The sequence below is a fragment of the Gemmiger qucibialis genome (assembly GCF_027689445.1).
Lineage (GTDB): Bacteria > Bacillota > Clostridia > Oscillospirales > Ruminococcaceae > Gemmiger > Gemmiger qucibialis.
On the sequence record NZ_JAQFEN010000001.1, the window covers coordinates 110,756 to 130,527 of the forward strand.

Here is a 19,772-nt window from a genome sequence, read left to right on the forward strand (position 1 = left end):
TTCCATAAAATCATCATCGAACAATAAGAATATAGCATACCGCGGCAAAAAATGCAAGGGGTTTGGCTCATTTTGCGCGAAATTGTAACCAAAATATCCCTTTTGGCCGCCTTTTATGCGCCCGGCTCTTGACGGCGCAGCGTGCTTCCGGTATAATATCGTTATAAGATATCGTGTTACGATATTGCAGTTTGCTACCAAAGGAGGTGCTGCGCCATGCCGAAACAGGCGCTGGAGAGCCTGACGGAATCTATGTTTTACCTGTTGATGGCCTTGACCCAGGGTGAGCGCTGCGGCACTGAGATCACCGCATTTGCCGCCGAGATCACCGCCGGGCGGGTCAAGATTGGCCCGGCAACGCTGTATACCCTGCTGGGCAAGTTTGAAAAAGAAGGCCTGATTGCCGAAACGTCCGTTCTGGGCTGTAAGCGGTATTATCAGATCACCCCCGCAGGCAGAGCCGCCTATACAGCCGAGTGTACCCGGCTGCAGCTCTGCCTGCAAAACGCGGCCGCGGCGGCGCAGGGCGCTTTTGCCCCCGCCGCCCTGCCGGGGAAGGAGCTTGACGACCATGACCAAAGCACGCTGCAACCCCCTTTGGCAGCCCATCCCCTGCCCACTGTCTGACATTGAGGGGCTGGAAAGCTGGCTGGGCGATATGGCCGCACAGGGGCTTGTGCCTGTAACAATCGGCCAGAACTTTGCCCGCTTCCGCTGCAGTCAGCCCAAAGCCGTGCGCTACCGACTGAACGCCAAGCCTGCGCCGGAAACATTTTTAGAATCTGCCCCCGGCACCCCGGATGGTGAGGAACGCGCCCTGGCGCAGGAATGCGGCTGGTATTATGTTACCGCCGTGGGAGACTTTTTCCTGTACGCCTGCGAGGATAGTGATGCGCCGGAGCTGAACACCGACCCACAGGTACAGGCGCTCAGCCTGCGCTATGCCAAGCGGCAGGTATTCGCCCCCGCCGGGCTGCTGGCTTACTGGCTGGTAACGTTTTGGGTGCGGTACGCCATGGGCGTCTGGCACACGCCGGTGATCGACTTTGTGGAGCTGGGCTGGCTGAGCTTCTGCTATCTGGGGCTATTGGCCGCCGCGCTGGTCAGCGTGGTACATAACACCGTGCTGCTGTACCGGTTTTCTGCCCGGTTAACGCGCGGTGCGGAGCCGGAGCGTCACAAAAACTGGCGTAAGGGTGCCGGGCGGTATCTGGTTGGGCGGGTGCTGGCGGCGCTGCTGTTTGTGCTGACCATTGTGTGGACCTTTGCCGGTTCTGCCATGGAAAAGAGCCGGCACGGCAGCATTCCGCTGGAAGATTACACCGCTCCCCTGCCGTTTGCCACCCTGGACGATTACGCCGGGCAGCCCACCGCGCTGGATGCCGACGCCGCCCCCGCGGCCAGTTTTGTGCTGGTGCAACGGTTGCCGCTGGCCCCGACCTTTATCAAATATGAAGCCCACGGCCAGGCCGGCGCGAATGGGCTGCGTGGTGCATTATATGTAGAGTATTACGAATGTATCACCCCGCAGCTGGCCCAGACGATGTACCGCGAAGGCAAAACCAACGGGCTGCACAACTTTCCCGAAACCGCCGCCGATGCCGCCAATGGTTTCATCTACTGCCGCACGCTGGTGGACGGCAATAAAGTGCTGCGGGTGCTGCTGTTCCAGTACCAGGAGGAACAGATTCCCTTGCAGGAGCTTGAAGCGATCTGCAAAAGTGGATTTGCTGCATCGGGTGAATCCGCTTAAACCTGCTAAACCGGCAGAATTTCTTTATTTCTTCTCTATACAAAACACAAAACAAACAGCGCCGCCGCCCCACCTTGCTGCGTGGGGCGGCGGCGCTTTGCTGTTATAATTTTATGTTATGGCTGTAGCATCTGCTTTGCCGTATCAGAATGCCCATTCACCGTTGGTGAAGATGGTCACTTCTTTGCCGTCCTTGGTGGTGCCGATGACGTTGGTATCCGGCGCGCCGATCATGACATCCTCATGGATAGCGGAATCGTTCAGGCCCTTGGCCAGCAGCTCGGTGCGGTTCATCTTGCTGCCGCCCTTGATGTTGGTGGGATAGCCAGCGCCAAAGGCAATGTGGCAGGCGGCATTTTCATCAAACAAGGTGTTATAGAACAGCACGCCGCTTTGGTTGATGGGGCTGGATGCCGGAACCAGGGCGATTTCGCCAATGCGGCAGGCGTTCTCGTCGGTGGAAAGCAGCTCAGCCAGCAGGCTGGCGTTCTTCTCCGCGCCATGCTCAACAACTTTGCCGTCCTTGAAGGTCACATGCCAGCCCTCAATCAGCTGACCGTTGTATACATAGGGCTTGGTGCCGTACACAATGCCGTTTACCCGCTCACGGTGGGGTGCGCAGAACACTTCCTCGGTGGGCACGTTGGCGATAAAATCGGTGCCGTTTTCCGCCTTGCTGGAAGCCCCCTCCCAGGTGGCATCATCTGCCAGGCCAACGGTCAGGTCGGTGCCGTTGGAGCTGGTCATGTGGATATGGTCCAGGTTCCAGGCGTTCAGCTGGTCGCGGTGGCGGCGGCCTTCGGCCACATGGGCTTTCCAGGCGCTGACAGGGTCGCCGGTGGAAACGCGGCAGACATCAAAGATGAGTGCCCACAGCTTTTCCATCGCTTCCTCCACCGGGATGCCGGGGAACACTTTTGTGGCCCAGGACGGTGCCGGAACAGCGGCCACACACCACTGTACACGGTCGTTCATCGTGTATTCCTGCCAGGGTTTCAGGAATTTGCGGCGGGCCAGGTTGACGCGGTTGATCTTGGCGGCATCCAGCCCGGCCAGTGCTTCGGGGTCAGCGGCGTGGATTGCCAGGGTGCAGCAGCCATCCGGGTCCTCAGCATAGTCCAGGTAGCTGCGCAGCTCATAGGGCTTCATGGCAGCCAGGTCTTCCTCTTTGGCATACTCATAATGCAGGCGGCTGAGTTTGTCATCCTCCCAACGCACGATGCAGTTTTTAGCACCGGCTTCATACCCGGCTTTGACGCAGGCATGGCCGAACTCCGGCATGGTGACCGGGCAGCGGATGATAAAATTCTGGCGCGGCTGAACATTGACACCGACTTTGACGATAAAATCGGCATACAGCTGAAGATAATGCTGGTTCATAAGGCATTCTCCTTTTTGTTGGCGCGGCTTTGGATTTTTAAGCACGCGTGTTTTGTATTCTGTGCCCAGTATACCGCATCTTCCCGGTTCTGAAAACCCCCGGATATAACAAAGTTATTACTTGCGTATAAAAAAGTTATTACTTGCGTATAAAAAAGTACTTGCCCGTGATAAACAGTAGTGAATAGAGAATAAAGAATCATGTCAGTGCGCCGCTGCAGGCGGCACAAAGAAAATAGGCGGGTTGCTCTGGCCGGAACGCTTTTTGCCGGAGTGACTGGCCTGATTCAAATGTGACGCGGTGGGCGTCACACAAGCATTATTCTTTATTCATTGTTTTTTATTGTTCAGCTCCCTCACATCACATATCGGTCTGCCCTTACCTTGTGAGTATTCGTGTCCTCAGTGGGCTTGCCGCTGTCGTCGGAGATAACGCCCACATCTTTGGCTACCAGCTGCACAGCACCTTTTTGTGCGGCGGTGCACTGTACCATGCCGCATTCCAACAGCATCAGCTTTGCGGCAATCAGTTCCGGTTCCAGTTCCGGGGTCAGCGCCACCATGCCGCACTCTTTTACGCAAAGGCCGTCCGGGGCCTCCAGCATCCAATAGTCCACCTGTACCCTGCCCTGGCCCTGCAACAGTCTGCCACGCACTGTCTGAACTTTCTCTGCCTGCACACAGCTGGCGGAAAATGCTTTCTCCTGTGCGGCGGGCACCAGGGCGGTGCCGGTCACTTTGCAGTATTCCAGCTGGGGCAGCAGGGCGGCGCTTTCCGCCGTCAGGGTCAGCCTGCCATCCACATACAGTTTGTTGCCCTTGCGGCGGATCAGCGCGGCGGTCAGTTCGGCATCATCCTTGAGGTAGGCTGTTCCGTCCGGCACAATTTCCAGGTCGGTATCATCCTCAAACAGCGGGGCGGCCTGTGTGGCAAGGCTTTGGGCCAAAATTGCCCTGGGCGTATCGAACCGCACGCCCTGCTTTGCCAGGGCAGCGACATCCAGCGCGGGGTCCAGCATCACAACACAGCGGGCCGCCCAGTACAGGGCCGGTTTGGCCCGCAGGGCAAAAGTGCTGTCCAGCACGGCGGTGTTTTTCAGTTGCACTGCACCGTCCGGCCAGGTGATGATCTGCCCGTTCACTGCCACATTGCCCAGCTTTCCGCTCAGGCTGCGCGGGCAGTATACCTGCCCGTTTACCGTAATCTGCAGATACCGCGCCAGCACTTCGGCCGAGCCGGAAGCAATTTTCAGTTCGCCGTTCACCGTCAGCACTGTGTCTGCTTCGGGTACATCGCAGGGGGTGACCTCCGCCACGCCGTTCACACTGCGCAGGGCAATATTCGGGTTGTCCGTTGCCAGGTCACATTTTAAGGTAACGGGATAACGAGCAATCAGCTCTTTTGCGCGGTCGTTCAGCACCACCACATTGGCCCGCACTTCAATGACATCATAGGCGGCAAGGGTTTCTTCTTTCACGTTACGCAGGTCGCAAAAGTTTGCTTTAATCAGTAGTTTATTCGGCATCGTTTATTCCTCCATCAATAATTGGCTTAAGTATCGGCGGGCTTTGGCCAGCCGGGTGCGCACGGTGGCAGGCGGCAAACCGTACATTTTTCCCAGTTCCGCTGCGGTGTAGCCTTCCAGGTAGCGCTTGCGGAATAGCTCCTGCTCCGCCGGGGTCAGCAATTCCAACAGGCGGCGGGCTTCCGCTTCGGCAAAATCCGGATCCGGCGTTTCCGGTTCTGGCTCCAGCTCCGGCAGGGCGGCGGCTTCCCGCGCGGTACGGCGCATGGCATCCACAAACAAGTTGCGCGCCGTGCGGTACAGCCAGGCCCGGCGCTGGCTGGGGCCAAGGTCCTGCAATGTACCAATATTCTGCCATGCGCGCAGGAACACTTCCTGCACCATATCCTGCGCGGCCGCATCACTGCGGCACAGCCCGCGGCAATAGGCGGTCAGCTCCGCACGGTGGGCGCAAAACAGTTCTTCCAGCATGGGTTCTCCTTTGGGTCAGGCCGTGGGGCGCGGCCCGGTTTTATCTCCAGTTTTTATCCACGATAATAATTTTGATGCTGCACATGGGGGCATTCTCCTGTGTTTGTTTTTGCAAGGCCTTACACTGGGATAACGAACCGGGAGGGCAAAGTGTTTCAGCATTTGAAAAAAATATTTGTTCTGAACGTATTGTACCATGCCGGCGCCCGGCCTGCCAGCACTGCCCGCATAAACCGACGGCGCGCCGCATACCGTTGAAAAAACGGTTGGGAGGGCATGTTCTATGAAAGGTGACCCCGAAGAGCGCGCCGTGCAGATTGGGCGGTATCTGGTGCAAAGCGGCGCTACCGTGCGGGCGGCAGCGCAGGTGTTCGGCGTGAGCAAAAGTACCGTGTGGAAGGACCAGTGCCGCCTGCAGCACCTGGCCCCCGGCCTTTGGCAGGAGGTACGCGCCGTGCTGCTGTATAACAAAGCCCAGCGCCACCTGCGCGGCGGCGAAGCCACCCGCTGCAAATACCTGCACGCACAGCACAACCATGCGGATTAGGGGTTGCACCACAGCCCGCGCAACGGTATAATAGAAGCAAAAAATAAGGGCATGGGATCCATGCCTGCCGGAAGGTTGTGTATACAGCATGAAACGCAAGGATTACATCAGCTGGGACGAATACTTTATGGGTATTGCTATTTTGTCCGCCATGCGCTCCAAGGATGATTCCAGCCAGGTAGGGGCCTGCATTGTCAGCCCGGAAAACAAGATCCTTTCCCTTGGCTACAACGGCATGCCCATCGGCTGCAATGATGACGATATGCCCTGGGACCGCGAAGGTGACGAGCTGGAGACCAAATACATGTACGTCTGCCATGCGGAGCTGAACGCCATTTTGAACAGTGCTCACAGCGATCTGCGCGGTTCGCGGGTGTATGTGACGCTGTTCCCCTGCAACGAGTGCGCCAAGGCCATCATTCAGAGCGGCATCCGGGAAATCATCTATCTTTCGGATAAATACCATGATACCAACGCCAGCATTGCTTCGCGGCGGCTGTTCAACATGGCGGGGGTCAAGTACCGTGCTTACCATCCGCACGGGCGTGAAATCAGTTTTGAAGTATAAAGAACAACGAGGCAGGAAAGCATGAAAAGCATAATCATTGGCATTGCCGGCGGCACCGGAAGCGGCAAAACCACCCTGACGGAGCGCCTGCGGGACCATTTTGGCGCGGATGAAGTGAGCGTGCTCAACCATGACAGCTACTATAAGCGGCATGACGAGCTGCCGTATGAAGAGCGCTGCAAGCTGAACTATGACCACCCGGATTCCTTTGATACCGAGCTGCTGGTGCAGCACCTGCAGGCTTTGCGCCGCGGCGAAAGCGTGAAGGTTCCGGTATATGATTACACGATCCACAACCGCAGCGATAAGACCATTACGGTACACCCGGCCCCGGTCATCATTGTGGAAGGCATCCTGATTTTTGCCAGCCAGGAGCTGTGCGATATGATGGATATGAAAGTGTTTGTGGATACCGATGCCGATGTGCGCATTCTGCGCCGCATTGTACGCGATGTTAAGGAGCGCGGCCGCACGCTGGACAGCGTGGTGAACCAGTACCTGACCACCGTTAAGCCGATGCACGAGCAGTTTGTGGAGCCCAGCAAACGCAAAGCCGATTTGATCGTGCCCGAAGGCGGCCGCAACATGGTGGCACTGGATATGCTGATCAAGTGGGTGGCCACCCATCTAAGCACGGCGCGGCAGTAAATAGAATATGTTTTTTCGCAGCACACGGGATTTGGGGAAAGCGTGTGCTGCGTTTTTGTTTTTATGATGGGTAAGGTACAGTTTGGTTCAAGGTACCCGCGGGACGTCGAGGACGCCGTCCCCTACTGTGGGGCAGGGCATATTATAGATTCCAGATTTTCAAATATTCCAAAGTTTCGGCGTGGTCAGGTAACCACGCCCTACCGGTTGTTTCATCCTCCATCTCACATTTCCAATAGCCTCAAACCCCATATTTTCTGAGCGGCGCACCGCGCCGCGGTCCCCCGCCATTATTCTTTATTATTTATTCTTTATTCATTCAAACAGCCTCCTTCAACTCCTAACTCCTCCCTCCTAACTTTTCTTTTTCTCTTTTTCCCAAAAAGTTTTCCCCATTCTCGTCATTTTGTTCAAATCCCAAAAATTCATCTTGACACAGAATGTGAAACCTGCTAGAATCCATATTGTTATCAATTCACAAATGCAATGATGGGGAAAAAGCAATCTCCTTTCAGCTTCAGAGAGCCGCCGGTTGGTGCAAGGCGGTGCAGAAGGTTTTGCGTCACTGGCCCCTGAGCAGCTGCGCTGAGCGCTTTGCGTTAGGTGCAGCCGGAACCTGACCGTTATCTTGCAGGAGCGATTCACTGTTTGCTTTCTATAAAACAGCCGATCGTGCAGAGCGGCCGCCCCCTGGCGGCAATGAGAGTGGTACCGCGGGTATTTGTAAAATTTACATCCCGTCTCTCAAAGGTAAAAACGCCTTTGAGAGACGGGATTTTTATTTTGTCCGGTTTTCAGGGGCAGACAAACTTTGATGGAGGCAATAAAAAATGATGGACGCAACAAAGTATCATGTGGGTTATTATCCCCCGCCGGTTGAGCCCGGCCATGTCTATGAATGGCCCCAGAAAGACCATATCGAAAAGGCTCCCGCCTGGTGTAGCGTAGACCTGCGCGATGGCAACCAGAGCTTGATCGTTCCCATGAATCTGGAAGAAAAGCTTGAATTTTATGATATGCTCATCAGGATCGGCTTTAAGGAGATTGAGGTCGGCTTCCCGGCAGCGTCCGAGACCGAGTACGACTTCCTGCGCGCCTTGATCGATGGCAACCGCATCCCGAACGACGTCACCGTTCAGGTGCTGACCCAGTGCCGTGACCATATCATCCGTAAAACATTTGAGGCCGTTAAGGGTGCGCCGCGCGCCATCATCCACTTTTATAACTCCACCAGCGTTGCCCAGCGCGAGCAGGTGTTCAAAAAGAGCAAGGAAGAGATCAAGCAAATCGCTGTTGACGGCGCAAAGCTGGTTAAAAAGCTGAGCGAAGAATACGAGGGCAACTTCCTGTTTGAATACAGCCCCGAAAGCTTTACCGGCACCGAGCCGGAATACGCCGTTGAGGTTTGCAACGCCGTATTGGATGTGATGCAGCCCACCCCGGACCGCCCGATGATCATCAATCTGCCGGTCACGGTGGAAATGAGCATGCCGCACATTTACGCCAACCAGATCGAATGGTGCTCCAAGCACCTCAAGTACCGCGACAGCGTGATCCTGTCCACCCACCCCCACAACGACCGCGGCTGCGGCGTGGCAGATGCCGAGCTGGCTGTTCTGGCCGGTGCCCAGCGCATTGAATGCTGCCTGTTCGGCAACGGCGAGCGCACCGGCAACGTGGATGCCATCACCCTGGCCATGAACATGTACAGCCACGGCGTGGACCCGCACCTCGACTTCAGCAACATGCCGGCCATCTGCGAAACGTATGAACGCGTGACCCGCATGCATGTGTACGAGCGTAGCCCGTATGCCGGTTCCCTGGTGTTTGCTGCGTTCAGCGGCAGCCACCAGGACGCCATTGCCAAGGGCATGACCTGGCGCAAGGAGCATAACCTGCACGAGTGGACCTGCCCGTACATCCCCATTGACCCGCATGACATTGGCCGCACTTACGATGCCGATGTCATCCGCATCAACAGCCAGAGCGGCAAGGGCGGCATCGGCTTCCTGCTGCAGCAGAATTACGGCTACAATCCCCCGCCGCGCATGCGGGAAGACCTTGGCTACCGCGTAAAGGATGTATCCGACCACGAGCACAAAGAGCTGAGCGTCCAGGAAGTGCTGTATGTGTTTGAGCGCGCTTACCTGAACAACAAGACCCCGCTGAATGTTCCGGAAGCACACTTTACCCAGAACCCGGATTCCACCATTACCGCCCATATTACCGTGGCTAACGGCAGCAACGCCCCCGTTACCTGCGATGCTGTCGGCAACGGCCGTCTGGATGCTGTGGCCAACGCCATCGAGCAGACCACCGGCATGCACTTTACCCTGGTGCATTACAGCGAGCACGCACTGGACAACGATACCGACTCCCGCGCTTGCTGCTATGTGGGCCTGAAATGGGCATCCGGCAAGGAGACCTGGGGCTGCGGCACCCACACCGACATCATCGTTGCCGGTATCCGCGCGCTGGTCAGTGCAATCAATAACCAATAAGGTTGCAAATAAAAAAGAATAGAGAATAATTAAAAATGATGGTGTGCCTGCGGCACGGTTTGGATATGATGTGCGACACGTCCCGCTGTGCCTGCCTCTGGGTTATCGTTTATCCCCGTTTTTGAGCGGCGCTTGTGCGCCGCGGTCCACCACCATTATTCTTTATTCATTATTACTTATTCTTTAATTCGTAAGATATACGTCAGAGCAAAAGGAGCAGAAATCTATGGGAATGACCATGACACAGAAGATCCTCGCTGCGCATTGCGGCGAAGCTTCGGTAACAGCCGGGCAGCTCATCAATGCCAAGTTGGATATTGTGCTTGGCAACGATATTACCACCCCGGTTGCCATCAATGAGTTCGAAAAAGCCGGGTTCAACTCGGTGTTTGATAAAACCCGCGTGAACATTGTGCTGGACCACTTTGTGCCCAACAAGGATATCAAGAGTGCCCAGCAGTCCAAGCAGTGCCGTGAGTTTGCCAACAAATACGATATCCTCAACTTTTATGATGTCGGCCAGATGGGTGTTGAACATGCCCTGCTGCCCGAAAAGGGCATTGTGACCGCCGGTGACTGCATCATTGGTGCCGACAGCCACACCTGCACGTACGGTGCGGTGGGCGCGTTTTCCACCGGCGTTGGCTCCACCGATATGGCCGCCGGTATGGCAACCGGCATGGCATGGTTCAAGGTGCCTGCCGCCATCAAGGTTGAGCTGAAAGGTGCCATCCACGCCCCTGTGTGCGGCAAGGACGTGATCCTGCACCTGATCGGCGAGATCGGCGTTTCCGGTGCGCTGTACAAGAGCCTGGAATTTGTGGGCGAGGGCGTTAAGAGCCTGACCATGGAGGACCGCCTGTGCATCTGCAACATGGCCATTGAAGCCGGTGCCAAAAACGGCATCTTCCCGGTGGACGAAGCCTGCGAAGCATACCTGAAGGGCCGCAGCCAGCGTCCCTGGACCAAATACGAAGCCGACCCCGATGCCGAATATGAGCGCACCGTGGTGATCGATTTGGATACCCTGGAGCCTACCGTCAGCTACCCCCACCTGCCGGAGAACACCCACCTTGCCAAGGAGGGTGCCGACATCAAGATTGACCAGGTAGTGATCGGTTCCTGCACCAACGGCCGCATTGAGGATATGGAAGCCGCTTACAACGTGCTGAAAGGCAAGCACATTGCCAAGGGTGTGCGCGGCATCATCATTCCCGCCACGATGGCTGTTTACAAAGAGTGCATCCTGCGCGGCTACACCGAAGCGTTTATTGATGCCGGCTGCATTGTTTCCACCCCCACCTGCGGCCCCTGCCTGGGCGGCTACATGGGTATTCTGGCCGAGTACGAGCGTTGCGTTTCCACCACCAACCGCAACTTTGTCGGCCGCATGGGGCACGTTACCTCTGAAATTTATCTGGCAAGCCCCGCCACCGCCGCCGCCAGCGCACTGACCGGCCACATCACTGACCCCAGGGAGGTAGAAGCATGAACGCAAAAGGACCTGTTTTTAAGTACGGTGACAACATTGACACCGATGTGATCATTCCCGCCCGTTACCTGAACACGCAGAGCCCCGCCGAGCTGGCCGCCCACTGCATGGAGGACATTGACAAGACCTTTGTGACCCGCGTAAAGGCCGGTGACATTATGGTTGGCGGCGAAAACTTCGGCTGCGGTTCTTCCCGCGAGCATGCCCCCGTTGCCATCAAGGCCGCCGGCATTGACTGCGTGATTGCCAAGAGCTTTGCCCGTATCTTCTACCGCAACGCCATCAACATCGGCCTGCCCATTCTGGAATGCCCTGCCGCCAGCGAGGCCATCAACGAGGGCGATGTGGTTGCCATCAACTTTGACACCGGCGTGATCACTGATGAAACCACCGGCCAGACCTTCCAGGCTGCGCCGTTCCCGCCGTTTATCCAGAAGATCATCAAGGCCGGCGGCCTGATGAAGAGCATCCAGGAGGGAAAGTAAGATGCAGAAAAACATTGCCCTAATTTATGGCGACTGCTCCAGCCCGGAGATCGTGACCCAGGCAGTGCGCGTGCTGGACAAAGTTGCTGAAAAGTTTGGCCACACCTTTACCTACACCCGCGCTTACATGGGCGGCGAAGCCATTGACAAGTTTGGCGATCCCCTGCCCCAGAGCGAGCTGGACAAGTGCCTGGCCTCGGATTCCGTACTGCTTGGCGCCGTCGGCGGCCCCAAGTGGGAGGGCATGGCCGGTGACAAGCGCCCGGAAAAAGGCCTGCTGCGCCTGCGCGCCGGTATGGGCCTGTACGCCAACAACCGTCCGGCCAGGATCTGGCCCCAGCTGGCGGATGCTTCCCCGCTGAAGAAAGAGATCGTGGACAAAGGCATCGACTTTATTGTGGTGCGTGAGCTGATTGGCGGCGTGTATTTTGGCGAGCACAAAACCATTGAGCAGAACGGCGAAAAAGTTGCGATTGACAGCATGCCCTACTCGGAGCACGAGATCGAGCGCATTGGCCGCATTGGCTTTGAAACTGCCATGAAGCGCCGCAAAAAGCTGACCTGTGTGGATAAAGCCAACGTGCTGGATACCAGCCGCCTGTGGCGTGCCGTGATGCATCGCCTGCAGGCCGAGTACCCCGAAGTGGAGTACAGCGAGATGTTTGTGGACAACTGCGCCATGCAGATCTGCAAGAACCCCAGCCAGTTTGACGTGATTGTGACCGAGAACATGTTTGGCGATATTCTGAGCGACGAAGCCAGCGAGATCACCGGCAGCATTGGCATGGTGCCGTCCTCTTCCCTGGGTGCCACCACCTGCGGTCTGTACGAGCCCATCCATGGTTCTGCCCCGGACATTGTCGGGCAGGATGTGGTCAACCCGATTGCCTGCATCCTTTCCGCCGCCATGATGCTGCGCTACAGCTTTGGCATGGCCGCTGAGGCTGACGCCATTGAAAGCGCCGTGAACGCCGTGCTGGATGCCGGCCTGCGCACCGCTGACATGATGGCAGACGGCTGCACCAAGGTTGGCTGCACCGCCATGGGTGACGCCATTTTGGAGCGCATCTGATTGGTTTTACGGGGGTTGTTTTATTCCTTCTTTGAAAAGAAGGAACCGAAGAAACTTTAATCATATAATACCAATAATATAAGATAAAAGTCCGGTACAAGTTTTTTGGCTTGTACCGGGCTTTTGGTTTTGGGGAGATATTCGTGTGAAGGCAAGCTGTAGGGCGGCCAGCCCCCTGGCCGCCGGGGGGATGGGCTTGGGATTTTGGTATTCACCTTAGTCTCCCCCATTCTGTAGGGCGTGGTCACCCGACCACGCCGGACCTGCACCTTACCACACTCTACAAATTCATAATCGATCTGTTCCACCCCCTCGGACGCCAGCATAACGGCTTCGGAGGTTGCCACCGTCTCGCTGTAGTTGGTGCCAAGGGCCAGCATTTTCTGGTAGATTTTAGCCCGCAGTGTGCGCTTGACGCCCGCGGAAGCTTTATCGCTCATCGCGGAAGCCCGCGTGGTGCAGACGATGCGCAGCGGAATGCTGATCATGCAGACAGCAAACGCCGCGGGCCATGCGCCAGCAGCCAGCCCGGCCCCCAGCGCGTCGCCCACAATCCCGGCCAGCGCCCACACAAAGGCCACATTGCACAGCAGGCTGAGCCATTGGCAGAGCACGCACCGCCACACATACCGCATGGCGGCGGGGTCAAATGAAAGCAGTTTTTTGTTGATCATGGTATCAGCCTTTAATTATATCGTTCTGTTCTGGGGTGGATTGCTTCAGCGCTGTGTTACACGCATTTTGTCCGGCACAGCGCGGGCATAGCACAGCGGGGCCAGGGTATCCCCCAGCAGGGCATGTTCCTGCACGGCAAAGCCGCCCGCCTGCAAAAATGCCAGGTATTGCGGCACCATCCAGCTGTTATAGATTTGCAGCCCCGCGCACCGCATGGCAAGCATGCGCAGCCGGGTGCGGGGTACCTCGCCATGCACAAAGGTTGGGGCAAACAGCTGGCCGCCGGGCTTGAGCACCCGGTAAATTTCTGCCAGAGCCTTTTCCGGCCGGGGCATAATGTGCAGGGCGTTGGCGATCAGCACCGCATCAAAGGTTTCGTCCGCATAGGGCAGGCTGGTGGCATCCTGCACCGAAAAGTGCAGCCCCACCCCGCGGGGTTTCAGCTTTGCCTGGGCGATCATTTTGGGCGAAAAATCCGTAGCCTCCCAGTCCCGCACCAGGCGGGAAAGCCGGAAGCTGAGCTGGCCGGACCCGCAGGCCAGTTCCAGCACGTTCATTTCCGGCGTCAGGTGCGGCTGCATCTGCTGCGCAATGGCAGCATACAGCGGCTCGCTGCTTTGCATCAGCGGGCCATAGCAGCTGGCCCACTGCTGCCAGAATTGCTTGTTATCAGTTTGTTTTGACATTGAGCTTTTTTTCACTTCCTTGGTCAGCAAATGTTAGATTTGACTAACATTTGATTCATAAAAACGGCGGTGCGTTGCCGAACCGTCGCAATTTTTTTCTGGGGAACGCCTTGTTTGTTTTGATCAGGCGCCATTAGTTTATCATGGCTAACCCAAAAAGTCAAATGCTCTGTCGGGGTCCCGGTGCTGCGGCACCGTTATTGCTCCGGCAGAGCATTCCGATTGTTCAAACCAGGCCGCTGTTCCCTGCCAGCCACACCCCAGCGGCCAGCTGTGCGGCCAGAATCAGCGGCATACCCACCACAAAATACCAGTGCTTGGTTTTGTGGTGGAACAGATACATGCCCGCCCATGCCCCGGCGCTGCCGCCCAGCAGGGCTGCGCCAAACAGTGCGGCTTCCGGCACGCGCCACCGGTGCCGCTTGGCTCGGCGTTTGTCCTCCGCCATCATCAGCAGCGCCGCCGCGTTGATAATAACCAGGTACCCCGCCAACATTGTAATGGCCATGGTCTTTCCTCTCTCTTTCTCATGGTTCAAGCCTTGAGCGGCTCTTACCGGTGTGCCTGCTCCCAGGTTTGCATGGCATTTAGCTGAGCCGGGGTGTGGAACCAATGCTCGCCCGGTTCGTATACCGTCAGTTCCGCATGGTGTTTTTGGGCGAACGCCGTCACCGTATCCCGGCTTGTCATGGTGTCCTGCCCGGCGTACAGGATTGCTGTGGGGATCTGCCAGCCATCCAGCGGGTGTTGGCGCACCCAACACAGGTACCGCCACGAAAGGGTCTGCCCAAATTCTGTGGTGATCTCACCTTTTTCGCAAAGCTGCTCCGGCGTTACTTTTGCCCACTGCATCATATCACAGATCAGCCGCTCCATATCCACAATCGGCGAAACAAACAGCGCTTTTTCAATCGTTGCCCCGGCAAAAGCCAACATGGAAAAATAGGCCCCGATGCTGTTGGCCCGCAGCCGAACCCCCTGCCAGTGCTGCTGCAGATAGGCCAGCACCGTTTGCAGCTCTGGCACCACCTGCCAGGGAGTAAAGTCAGTTTCCCCCGTGCGGTCTCCATGTTCCGGCAGGTCAATGCCCAGCACCTGCCAGCCGGTTGGGGCGGCAAGCGCCGCAAATGCTGCGGCTTCCGTTTTATTACCGCCCTGGCCATGCACGAACAACCAGATGTTGGGGGCCGGTTCGCCGTACAGTACAGCCGGAATTGTGCCAATTTTTAATTCTTGAGTGCACATTTGTGGTTTTCCTCTTTATGTGTTGGACAACACTGTAAAAAACGTTTGAAAAAAGGGGCTGATGAGCTCGTCATTTTTTAGCGATACAACAAAAAAAGCTGTGACACATTTTTGCCACAGCTTTTTGGTGGGAGCTGGTGGATTCGAACCACCGAAGCATTAAGCAGCAGATTTACAGTCTGTCCCCATTGGCCACTCGGGAAAGCTCCCATATTCATTTGTGCCTCTGCCTTAACAGCGCTTGATCATTATAGCAGGATAAGATGGAAAAAGCAAGCCCTATTTCAAAAATATTTTTGTAAACGGCGGAACGGGAAACGGACGGCTGCGGTGGCAAGTGCCTTGCAATCCGAGAAAAACAATGCTACACCGAAAGAAACAGCCTGAGATACAGGGAGATCACCGCCCAGAGTATTCAGCGCATGCAAATTCTGCACCGTGGTTCTTTCATGCCCATTTTTAGGAGAACGCAATGAAGAAGCTGCTTGTTTTGATGCTGGCCATGCTGACCGCAGTGACCAGCCTGGAACAGTTCAAAATGAATTCTATCTGCCCGCGCCAGTACCGGCTGTGTTTTTACATGGACGTTTTGCCCGGCGTGGAAATTGTGCCGTAATGGCCGCGCCAACATTTGTTGAAACCACGATGCACGCACACCGTATTTTTTTATGCCTGCCCTGTATGAGGGGCAGGCGGCTATTCGCAGGGCATTCAAACACCGGGCAAACCACTGGTATAATGAGAGTGATTCCGCCGAGGATGACGAACGCACGGCATCCGCGTTCCGCATCGGCCATCGGGCTGGTACTGCGGTACTGCCGCCCTGTTCGACTCCTTAGCAGCTCACGGAGCACCAAAACAAAAACACCCGCCGGGGTACGGCGGGTGCTTTTATTTTGGTGGAGCTGACGGGAGTCGAACCCGTGTCCGAAAAGAAAGCGGTTAGAGTATCTCCGGGCGCAGTGCATTTATTAAAATTCCCGCAGTGCGAGCGAGTGCACACGCTTGACACATTGGTAGCTTCATAAATTCATGACAGGCGGCAAAGCTTAGGCCCGTGCACGTTCAGTACCTAATCGACGCCCTGACCCTGTGCGGTACTAAAACAGGCAGGACGGTCGTGCCTAATTAGGCAGCGACGGCAACAGTATAATCGTTGTCAGTTAATTTTGTTTGGCACTTTTATCGTGGTGCACCGCCACGGCCCGCTGCTCACGCCTCTCTCTCCCCGTCGAAACCATTACAGCCCCATATAAGCGCTATGCGGCAGAACCACACAGCGTGGGAAAACAAAAGTGTGTGCGCGAAAAAATTATCTTCTTGTTTTGATTGCGCGGTCAATATCGCGCTTGGCGTCCCGTGCGGCGGCATCAGCACGCTTATCGTACAGCTTTTTGCCTTTGCACAGGCCCAGTTCCACTTTTACACGCCCCTGCTTGAAATACAGTTGGAGCGGCACCAGTGTGTACCCCTGCAGTTTGATCTGCTGCTGCAAATGGCGAATCTCGCTTTTATGCGCCAGCAGGCGGCGGGGGCGGCGGGGATCTTTATTAAAGATATTCCCCTGCTCATATGGGCTGATGTGCATGCCTTTCAGGATGATCTCACCATCATCAATATCTGCCCAGGAATCCTTCAAGTTGACCCCGCCGGCACGCAGGCTTTTGACCTCGGTGCCGACCAGTTCAACGCCGGTTTCCAGCGCTTCGATGACAAAATACTCGTGGCGCGCTTCACGGTTTTGGGCAATCACCTTTTTGCCGGGCTTTTCCTGTGCCATCAAGCGCACCTCCTTTCAAAGCCGTTTTCCCCTGCAGCATGCAAATCCATTCCGCTAAGGGGTATACAGTATAACGCAGTAAAATCGTTTTGTCAAGCCAAATCGGGCGTCACATTTCGCCGCGGCCTTCCATAGCGCGGTACAAAGTGGTTTCATCAGCGTATTCCAGGCTGGAACCAACTGGCAAGCCATAGGCAAGGCGGGTGGTTTTGATGCCCAGGGGCTTGATGAGCTTGGCCAGGTACATGGCGGTCGCCTCGCCTTCCACCGTAGGGCTGGTGGCCATGATGACTTCCTTTACGGTGCCGTCCAGGCGGGCCAGCAGCTCCTTTACGCAAAGCTGATCCGCGCCGATGCCGTCCATGGGGGAAATCAGGCCATGCAGCACATGGTACAGGCCGTTGAACTCATGGGTGCGCTCAATGGCTTTTACATCCCGCGGGGATTCCACCACGCAGATCACGGAGCGGTCCCGTTTGGGGGAAGCGCAGATGCTGCACACCTCATTGGCGGTATAATCCTGGCAAAGGCGGCAGCGGTGCAGCTTGACCTTGGCGTTTTCAATCGCCTTGGCCAGCTCCATGGCCTGCTCATTGCTCATGGACATTACCTCATAGGCCATGCGCACGGCACCCTTGCGGCCAATGCCGGGGAACCGGGCAAACTGGTCCGCAAGGTTTTCAAGGGGTTCGGCGTTCTGCATGCAGCGGCCCCCGATCAGCCCAGGCCGGGGATATTCATGCCGCCGGTCATTTTAGCCATTTCTTCGTCAGAATCCTTATCCACTGCGGCAACCGCGCTGTTGACAGCTGCAGCGATCAGGTCTTCCAGCATTTCCAGATCATCCGGGTCTACGGCTTCGGGCTTGATCTTGATGGCGGTCACTTCGTGCTTACCGGTCATGGTAACGGTAACCATCTCGCCGCTGGCTGTGCCGGTGTATTCACGGGCTTCCAGCTCGTCCTGCTTTGCGCGGATCTCATCCTGCATTTTCTGGACCTGACGCATCATTGCCTGCGGGTCGGGGCGGCCATAGCCTTTGGGAAGTCTTGCTTTCATAGGTAATTCTCCTTATTATCCATATTGTTATCACCCGGCGCTGCCGCCGGGCGGCACACCGCAACACTGCGGTTGACAGCAACATTATTTATCTTCTACCACTACATCCACGCCAAGATCTTTCATCTGGCGCAGGGTCTCTTCCACATCGGCTGCGGGGGCGTTGGATACAGCTGCAGCGGTTTTTTCATACGGGCCGATGCCGCATTTGATGTGGGTGACCTGGTAGATATATTGTTTGATGTTTTTGCTGGTTTCTTTGCTGCGGCGCATAAAATCGCGAAAATCATCACTGCACTCGATCAGCACGCGGCGGCCATCGTAATAAGCCTGGGTTCCGCGCAGGTAAGAGTTCAGCATGGGATCGTTTTCCGCAATCAGCTCCAGCACCGCTTGCCACTGGGGGAACAGCTGCGGCTCTTTGGCCACGGTGCGCACCGGTTTGGGGATGGGCACATCCGCCGCGTACACCGGCTGCTGAGCCGGGGTGGGCTGCTGCACCGCCGGGGCGGCGGGGGCAAGCTCCGGCTCAAAGGGCGGGGTCTCCCCTGCTATGGGTGCGCTGAACGGCGGCTGTTCCACGGTAGGCGGAACCGGCTGGGCTGCCACAGGCGGCACGGGGGCCGATGCCATTTGCACCGGGGGCACCTGCTGCGGGGCGGCGGCAAAGGGGGCCGGACTGGCTGCTGTAACCACCGGATGGGCGGGCACGGCGGCAGGCAGCGCAACAGGCACTGCTTCCGGCTGGGTGAGCGAGAAAACCGCCAGTTCCAGCTCAATGCGCTGGTCCGTACCGCGGGCCATCTTTTCCAGCGCGGCGCCAAACGCATTGACGGCGCGTACCGCTTCCGCCTGGGGGAAATCTTTCCGCGCAGCGTAGGCAGCTTCCTCTTCGGGGGAAGTTCCCGTCAGCAGGTCGGTGCCGCCGGGCAGGGCGCTGAGCATCAAATTGCGGTAATGCCCGGCCAGCTCCATACAAAGGCGGCGCATATCCACGCTTTGCTGGCGCAGGGCGGCAATCTCCTGCAAGGCTTTCACAGCGTCCCGCGCGGCAATGGCATCACTGATCTCAAACAGATATTTGCGGTCCGTCACGCCCGCCATACGGCGCACCAGCGCTTCATCCACAGTGTTGGAAACACCGGCGCAGGTATCCAGGATAGACAGTGCATCACGCATGGCGCCATCGGCCAGGCGGCCGATCAGCTCGGCGGCGTTATGGTCCAGCTCAATGTTTTCCTGCCCGGCCACATATTCCAGCCGACCGGCAATTTTATCCGCCGTAATGCGCTGGAAGTCATAGCGCTGGCAGCGGCTGAGGATAGTAGCCGGAACCTTTTGCACTTCCGTTGTGGCAAGGATAAAGATCACATGCTCCGGCGGTTCCTCCATGGTTTTCAGCAGGGCATTGAACGCCGAGGTAGACAGCATGTGCACCTCGTCGATGATATATACCTTATACTTGCACACGGCAGGCAGATAGGCGGTTTCATCGCGCAGGTCACGGATGTCATCCACGCTGTTGTTGGAGGCGGCATCAATTTCCGATACATCCAGAATGGTGCCCTCATCAATGCCTTTGCAGACAGCACATTCACCGCAGGGGTCCGGGCTGGTGGTATCCAGGCAGTTGACCGCTTTGGCAAAAATTTTGGCGCAGGTGGTTTTGCCGGTGCCGCGGGTGCCGGTAAACAGGTAGGCATGGCCAATGCGCCCGGCGGCGATCTGGTTTTGCAGGGCCGTTACGATGGCTTCCTGGCCAACAACATCCGCAAACTTGCGCGGACGCCACTTGCGGTACAGCGCACGGTACAATGCAACCACCCCCTGTAAAATATTTTGCGGCATAGAAAAAGGGACAAGGCCCGCGCGGGGTGTGCCCCG

21 protein-coding genes, 1 tRNA gene, 1 other RNA gene and 1 other annotated feature are annotated in these 19,772 nt (G+C 56.8%); of the genes, 10 read left to right on the forward strand and 13 right to left on the reverse strand.

Annotated elements, in window-relative coordinates:
* Positions 1–216 precede the first annotated feature (216 nt).
* Together PG062_RS00525 and PG062_RS00530 are read left to right on the forward strand one after the other, a co-directional pair.
* Positions 217–627: a PadR family transcriptional regulator gene (locus tag PG062_RS00525; RefSeq protein WP_113999570.1), complete on the forward strand. Its 411-nt coding sequence runs from the start codon at positions 217–219 to the stop codon at positions 625–627.
* On the forward strand, positions 572–1,753 hold the full coding sequence (locus tag PG062_RS00530) for a DUF2812 domain-containing protein (RefSeq protein ID WP_270750545.1): 1,182 nt from the start codon (positions 572–574) through the stop codon (positions 1,751–1,753). The genes PG062_RS00525 and PG062_RS00530 overlap by 56 nt, the downstream gene beginning before the upstream one ends.
* 144 nt (positions 1,754–1,897) lie before the next feature.
* Here PG062_RS00530 and PG062_RS00535 read toward each other — a convergent pair whose 3' ends face one another.
* From PG062_RS00535 to PG062_RS00545, 3 genes are all read right to left on the reverse strand, one after another.
* Complete coding sequence (locus tag PG062_RS00535; protein WP_270750546.1) at positions 1,898–3,133, reverse strand: aminopeptidase; 1,236 nt, start codon at positions 3,131–3,133, stop codon at positions 1,898–1,900.
* 356 nt (positions 3,134–3,489) lie between these two features.
* Entirely contained in the window at positions 3,490–4,659 is a 1,170-nt protein-coding gene (locus PG062_RS00540; RefSeq protein ID WP_113999573.1) for a hypothetical protein, read from the reverse strand.
* Between the two features lie 3 nt (positions 4,660–4,662).
* Positions 4,663–5,130: an RNA polymerase sigma factor gene (locus PG062_RS00545; protein ID WP_270750548.1), complete on the reverse strand. Its 468-nt coding sequence runs from the start codon at positions 5,128–5,130 to the stop codon at positions 4,663–4,665.
* A 283-nt stretch (positions 5,131–5,413) separates the two neighbouring features.
* Between PG062_RS00545 and PG062_RS00550 the strand changes: the two genes are divergently transcribed.
* From PG062_RS00550 to leuB, 7 genes are all read left to right on the forward strand, one after another.
* On the forward strand, positions 5,414–5,677 hold the full coding sequence (locus PG062_RS00550) for a sporulation transcriptional regulator SpoIIID (protein ID WP_113999575.1): 264 nt from the start codon (positions 5,414–5,416) through the stop codon (positions 5,675–5,677).
* An 88-nt stretch (positions 5,678–5,765) separates the two neighbouring features.
* Positions 5,766–6,245: a deoxycytidylate deaminase gene (locus PG062_RS00555; RefSeq protein WP_113999576.1), complete on the forward strand. Its 480-nt coding sequence runs from the start codon at positions 5,766–5,768 to the stop codon at positions 6,243–6,245.
* Between the two features lie 21 nt (positions 6,246–6,266).
* Positions 6,267–6,893: a uridine kinase gene (udk, locus tag PG062_RS00560; RefSeq protein ID WP_270750551.1), complete on the forward strand. Its 627-nt coding sequence runs from the start codon at positions 6,267–6,269 to the stop codon at positions 6,891–6,893.
* Positions 6,894–7,370: 477 nt separating this feature from the next.
* Positions 7,371–7,641: a binding site (T-box leader), on the forward strand.
* 82 nt (positions 7,642–7,723) lie between these two features.
* Positions 7,724–9,394, forward strand: coding sequence for a 2-isopropylmalate synthase (locus PG062_RS00565; RefSeq protein ID WP_113999579.1), 1,671 nt, complete (start codon positions 7,724–7,726; stop codon positions 9,392–9,394).
* A gap of 226 nt (positions 9,395–9,620) precedes the next feature.
* Positions 9,621–10,886, forward strand: a complete 1,266-nt coding sequence (gene leuC, locus PG062_RS00570) for a 3-isopropylmalate dehydratase large subunit (RefSeq protein WP_113999580.1) — start codon at positions 9,621–9,623, stop codon at positions 10,884–10,886.
* Complete coding sequence (gene leuD / locus PG062_RS00575) at positions 10,883–11,371, forward strand: 3-isopropylmalate dehydratase small subunit (RefSeq protein ID WP_270750553.1); 489 nt, start codon at positions 10,883–10,885, stop codon at positions 11,369–11,371. The genes leuC and leuD overlap by 4 nt, the downstream gene beginning before the upstream one ends.
* Position 11,372: 1 nt before the next feature.
* Entirely contained in the window at positions 11,373–12,443 is a 1,071-nt protein-coding gene (gene leuB / locus PG062_RS00580) for a 3-isopropylmalate dehydrogenase (RefSeq protein WP_270750555.1), read from the forward strand.
* Between the two features lie 56 nt (positions 12,444–12,499).
* Here leuB and PG062_RS00585 read toward each other — a convergent pair whose 3' ends face one another.
* The 5 genes from PG062_RS00585 to PG062_RS00605 form a co-directional block, all read right to left on the reverse strand.
* Positions 12,500–13,117 (reverse strand): 6TM ABC transporter family protein, encoded by a 618-nt coding sequence (locus PG062_RS00585; protein WP_270750557.1) that lies wholly within the window; start codon positions 13,115–13,117, stop codon positions 12,500–12,502.
* Positions 13,118–13,162: 45 nt separating this feature from the next.
* Positions 13,163–13,804 carry a class I SAM-dependent methyltransferase gene (locus PG062_RS00590; RefSeq protein ID WP_270750559.1) on the reverse strand — a complete coding sequence of 214 codons (642 nt, stop codon included), beginning with the start codon at positions 13,802–13,804 and terminating at the stop codon, positions 13,163–13,165.
* A gap of 226 nt (positions 13,805–14,030) precedes the next feature.
* Positions 14,031–14,312, reverse strand: coding sequence for a DUF1294 domain-containing protein (locus tag PG062_RS00595; RefSeq protein ID WP_270750560.1), 282 nt, complete (start codon positions 14,310–14,312; stop codon positions 14,031–14,033).
* Positions 14,313–14,356: 44 nt separating this feature from the next.
* The gene (locus PG062_RS00600; RefSeq protein WP_270750562.1) at positions 14,357–15,049 is read right to left on the reverse strand and encodes an alpha/beta hydrolase; all 693 of its coding nucleotides are present in this window, start codon (positions 15,047–15,049) and stop codon (positions 14,357–14,359) included.
* Between the two features lie 125 nt (positions 15,050–15,174).
* Positions 15,175–15,259 (reverse strand) — tRNA-Tyr (locus PG062_RS00605).
* A 262-nt stretch (positions 15,260–15,521) separates the two neighbouring features.
* Between PG062_RS00605 and PG062_RS00610 the strand changes: the two genes are divergently transcribed.
* On the forward strand, positions 15,522–15,665 hold the full coding sequence (locus PG062_RS00610; RefSeq protein WP_270750563.1) for a hypothetical protein: 144 nt from the start codon (positions 15,522–15,524) through the stop codon (positions 15,663–15,665).
* A gap of 281 nt (positions 15,666–15,946) precedes the next feature.
* Here PG062_RS00610 and ssrA read toward each other — a convergent pair.
* From ssrA to dnaX, 5 genes are all read right to left on the reverse strand, one after another.
* Positions 15,947–16,299: a transfer-messenger RNA gene (gene ssrA / locus PG062_RS00615) on the reverse strand.
* Positions 16,300–16,361: 62 nt separating this feature from the next.
* Positions 16,362–16,829, reverse strand: coding sequence for an SsrA-binding protein SmpB (gene smpB / locus PG062_RS00620; RefSeq protein WP_270750564.1), 468 nt, complete (start codon positions 16,827–16,829; stop codon positions 16,362–16,364).
* A 109-nt stretch (positions 16,830–16,938) separates the two neighbouring features.
* Positions 16,939–17,532 (reverse strand): recombination mediator RecR, encoded by a 594-nt coding sequence (recR, locus tag PG062_RS00625; RefSeq protein WP_114000973.1) that lies wholly within the window; start codon positions 17,530–17,532, stop codon positions 16,939–16,941.
* Positions 17,533–17,546: 14 nt separating this feature from the next.
* On the reverse strand, positions 17,547–17,888 hold the full coding sequence (locus PG062_RS00630) for a YbaB/EbfC family nucleoid-associated protein (protein ID WP_114000972.1): 342 nt from the start codon (positions 17,886–17,888) through the stop codon (positions 17,547–17,549).
* An 84-nt stretch (positions 17,889–17,972) separates the two neighbouring features.
* Entirely contained in the window at positions 17,973–19,736 is a 1,764-nt protein-coding gene (gene dnaX / locus PG062_RS00635; RefSeq protein WP_270750565.1) for a DNA polymerase III subunit gamma/tau, read from the reverse strand.
* Positions 19,737–19,772 lie beyond the last annotated feature (36 nt).

Bases quoted from the DNA above. Each gene is read 5' to 3' on its own strand.
- PG062_RS00525 (WP_113999570.1), top strand. From the start codon at position 217: ATGCCGAAACAGGCGCTGGAGAGCCTGACGGAATCTATGTTTTACCTG.
- PG062_RS00530 (WP_270750545.1), top strand. From the start codon at position 572: ATGACCAAAGCACGCTGCAACCCCCTTTGGCAGCCCATCCCCTGCCCA.
- PG062_RS00535 (WP_270750546.1), bottom strand. From the start codon at position 3,133: ATGAACCAGCATTATCTTCAGCTGTATGCCGATTTTATCGTCAAAGTC.
- PG062_RS00540 (WP_113999573.1), bottom strand. From the start codon at position 4,659: ATGCCGAATAAACTACTGATTAAAGCAAACTTTTGCGACCTGCGTAAC.
- PG062_RS00545 (WP_270750548.1), bottom strand. From the start codon at position 5,130: ATGCTGGAAGAACTGTTTTGCGCCCACCGTGCGGAGCTGACCGCCTAT.
- PG062_RS00550 (WP_113999575.1), top strand. From the start codon at position 5,414: ATGAAAGGTGACCCCGAAGAGCGCGCCGTGCAGATTGGGCGGTATCTG.
- PG062_RS00555 (WP_113999576.1), top strand. From the start codon at position 5,766: ATGAAACGCAAGGATTACATCAGCTGGGACGAATACTTTATGGGTATT.
- udk (WP_270750551.1), top strand. From the start codon at position 6,267: ATGAAAAGCATAATCATTGGCATTGCCGGCGGCACCGGAAGCGGCAAA.
- PG062_RS00565 (WP_113999579.1), top strand. From the start codon at position 7,724: ATGATGGACGCAACAAAGTATCATGTGGGTTATTATCCCCCGCCGGTT.
- leuC (WP_113999580.1), top strand. From the start codon at position 9,621: ATGGGAATGACCATGACACAGAAGATCCTCGCTGCGCATTGCGGCGAA.
- leuD (WP_270750553.1), top strand. From the start codon at position 10,883: ATGAACGCAAAAGGACCTGTTTTTAAGTACGGTGACAACATTGACACC.
- leuB (WP_270750555.1), top strand. From the start codon at position 11,373: ATGCAGAAAAACATTGCCCTAATTTATGGCGACTGCTCCAGCCCGGAG.
- PG062_RS00585 (WP_270750557.1), bottom strand. From the start codon at position 13,117: ATGATCAACAAAAAACTGCTTTCATTTGACCCCGCCGCCATGCGGTAT.
- PG062_RS00590 (WP_270750559.1), bottom strand. From the start codon at position 13,804: ATGTCAAAACAAACTGATAACAAGCAATTCTGGCAGCAGTGGGCCAGC.
- PG062_RS00595 (WP_270750560.1), bottom strand. From the start codon at position 14,312: ATGGCCATTACAATGTTGGCGGGGTACCTGGTTATTATCAACGCGGCG.
- PG062_RS00600 (WP_270750562.1), bottom strand. From the start codon at position 15,049: ATGTGCACTCAAGAATTAAAAATTGGCACAATTCCGGCTGTACTGTAC.
- PG062_RS00610 (WP_270750563.1), top strand. From the start codon at position 15,522: ATGAAGAAGCTGCTTGTTTTGATGCTGGCCATGCTGACCGCAGTGACC.
- smpB (WP_270750564.1), bottom strand. From the start codon at position 16,829: ATGGCACAGGAAAAGCCCGGCAAAAAGGTGATTGCCCAAAACCGTGAA.
- recR (WP_114000973.1), bottom strand. From the start codon at position 17,532: ATGCAGAACGCCGAACCCCTTGAAAACCTTGCGGACCAGTTTGCCCGG.
- PG062_RS00630 (WP_114000972.1), bottom strand. From the start codon at position 17,888: ATGAAAGCAAGACTTCCCAAAGGCTATGGCCGCCCCGACCCGCAGGCA.
- dnaX (WP_270750565.1), bottom strand. From the start codon at position 19,736: ATGCCGCAAAATATTTTACAGGGGGTGGTTGCATTGTACCGTGCGCTG.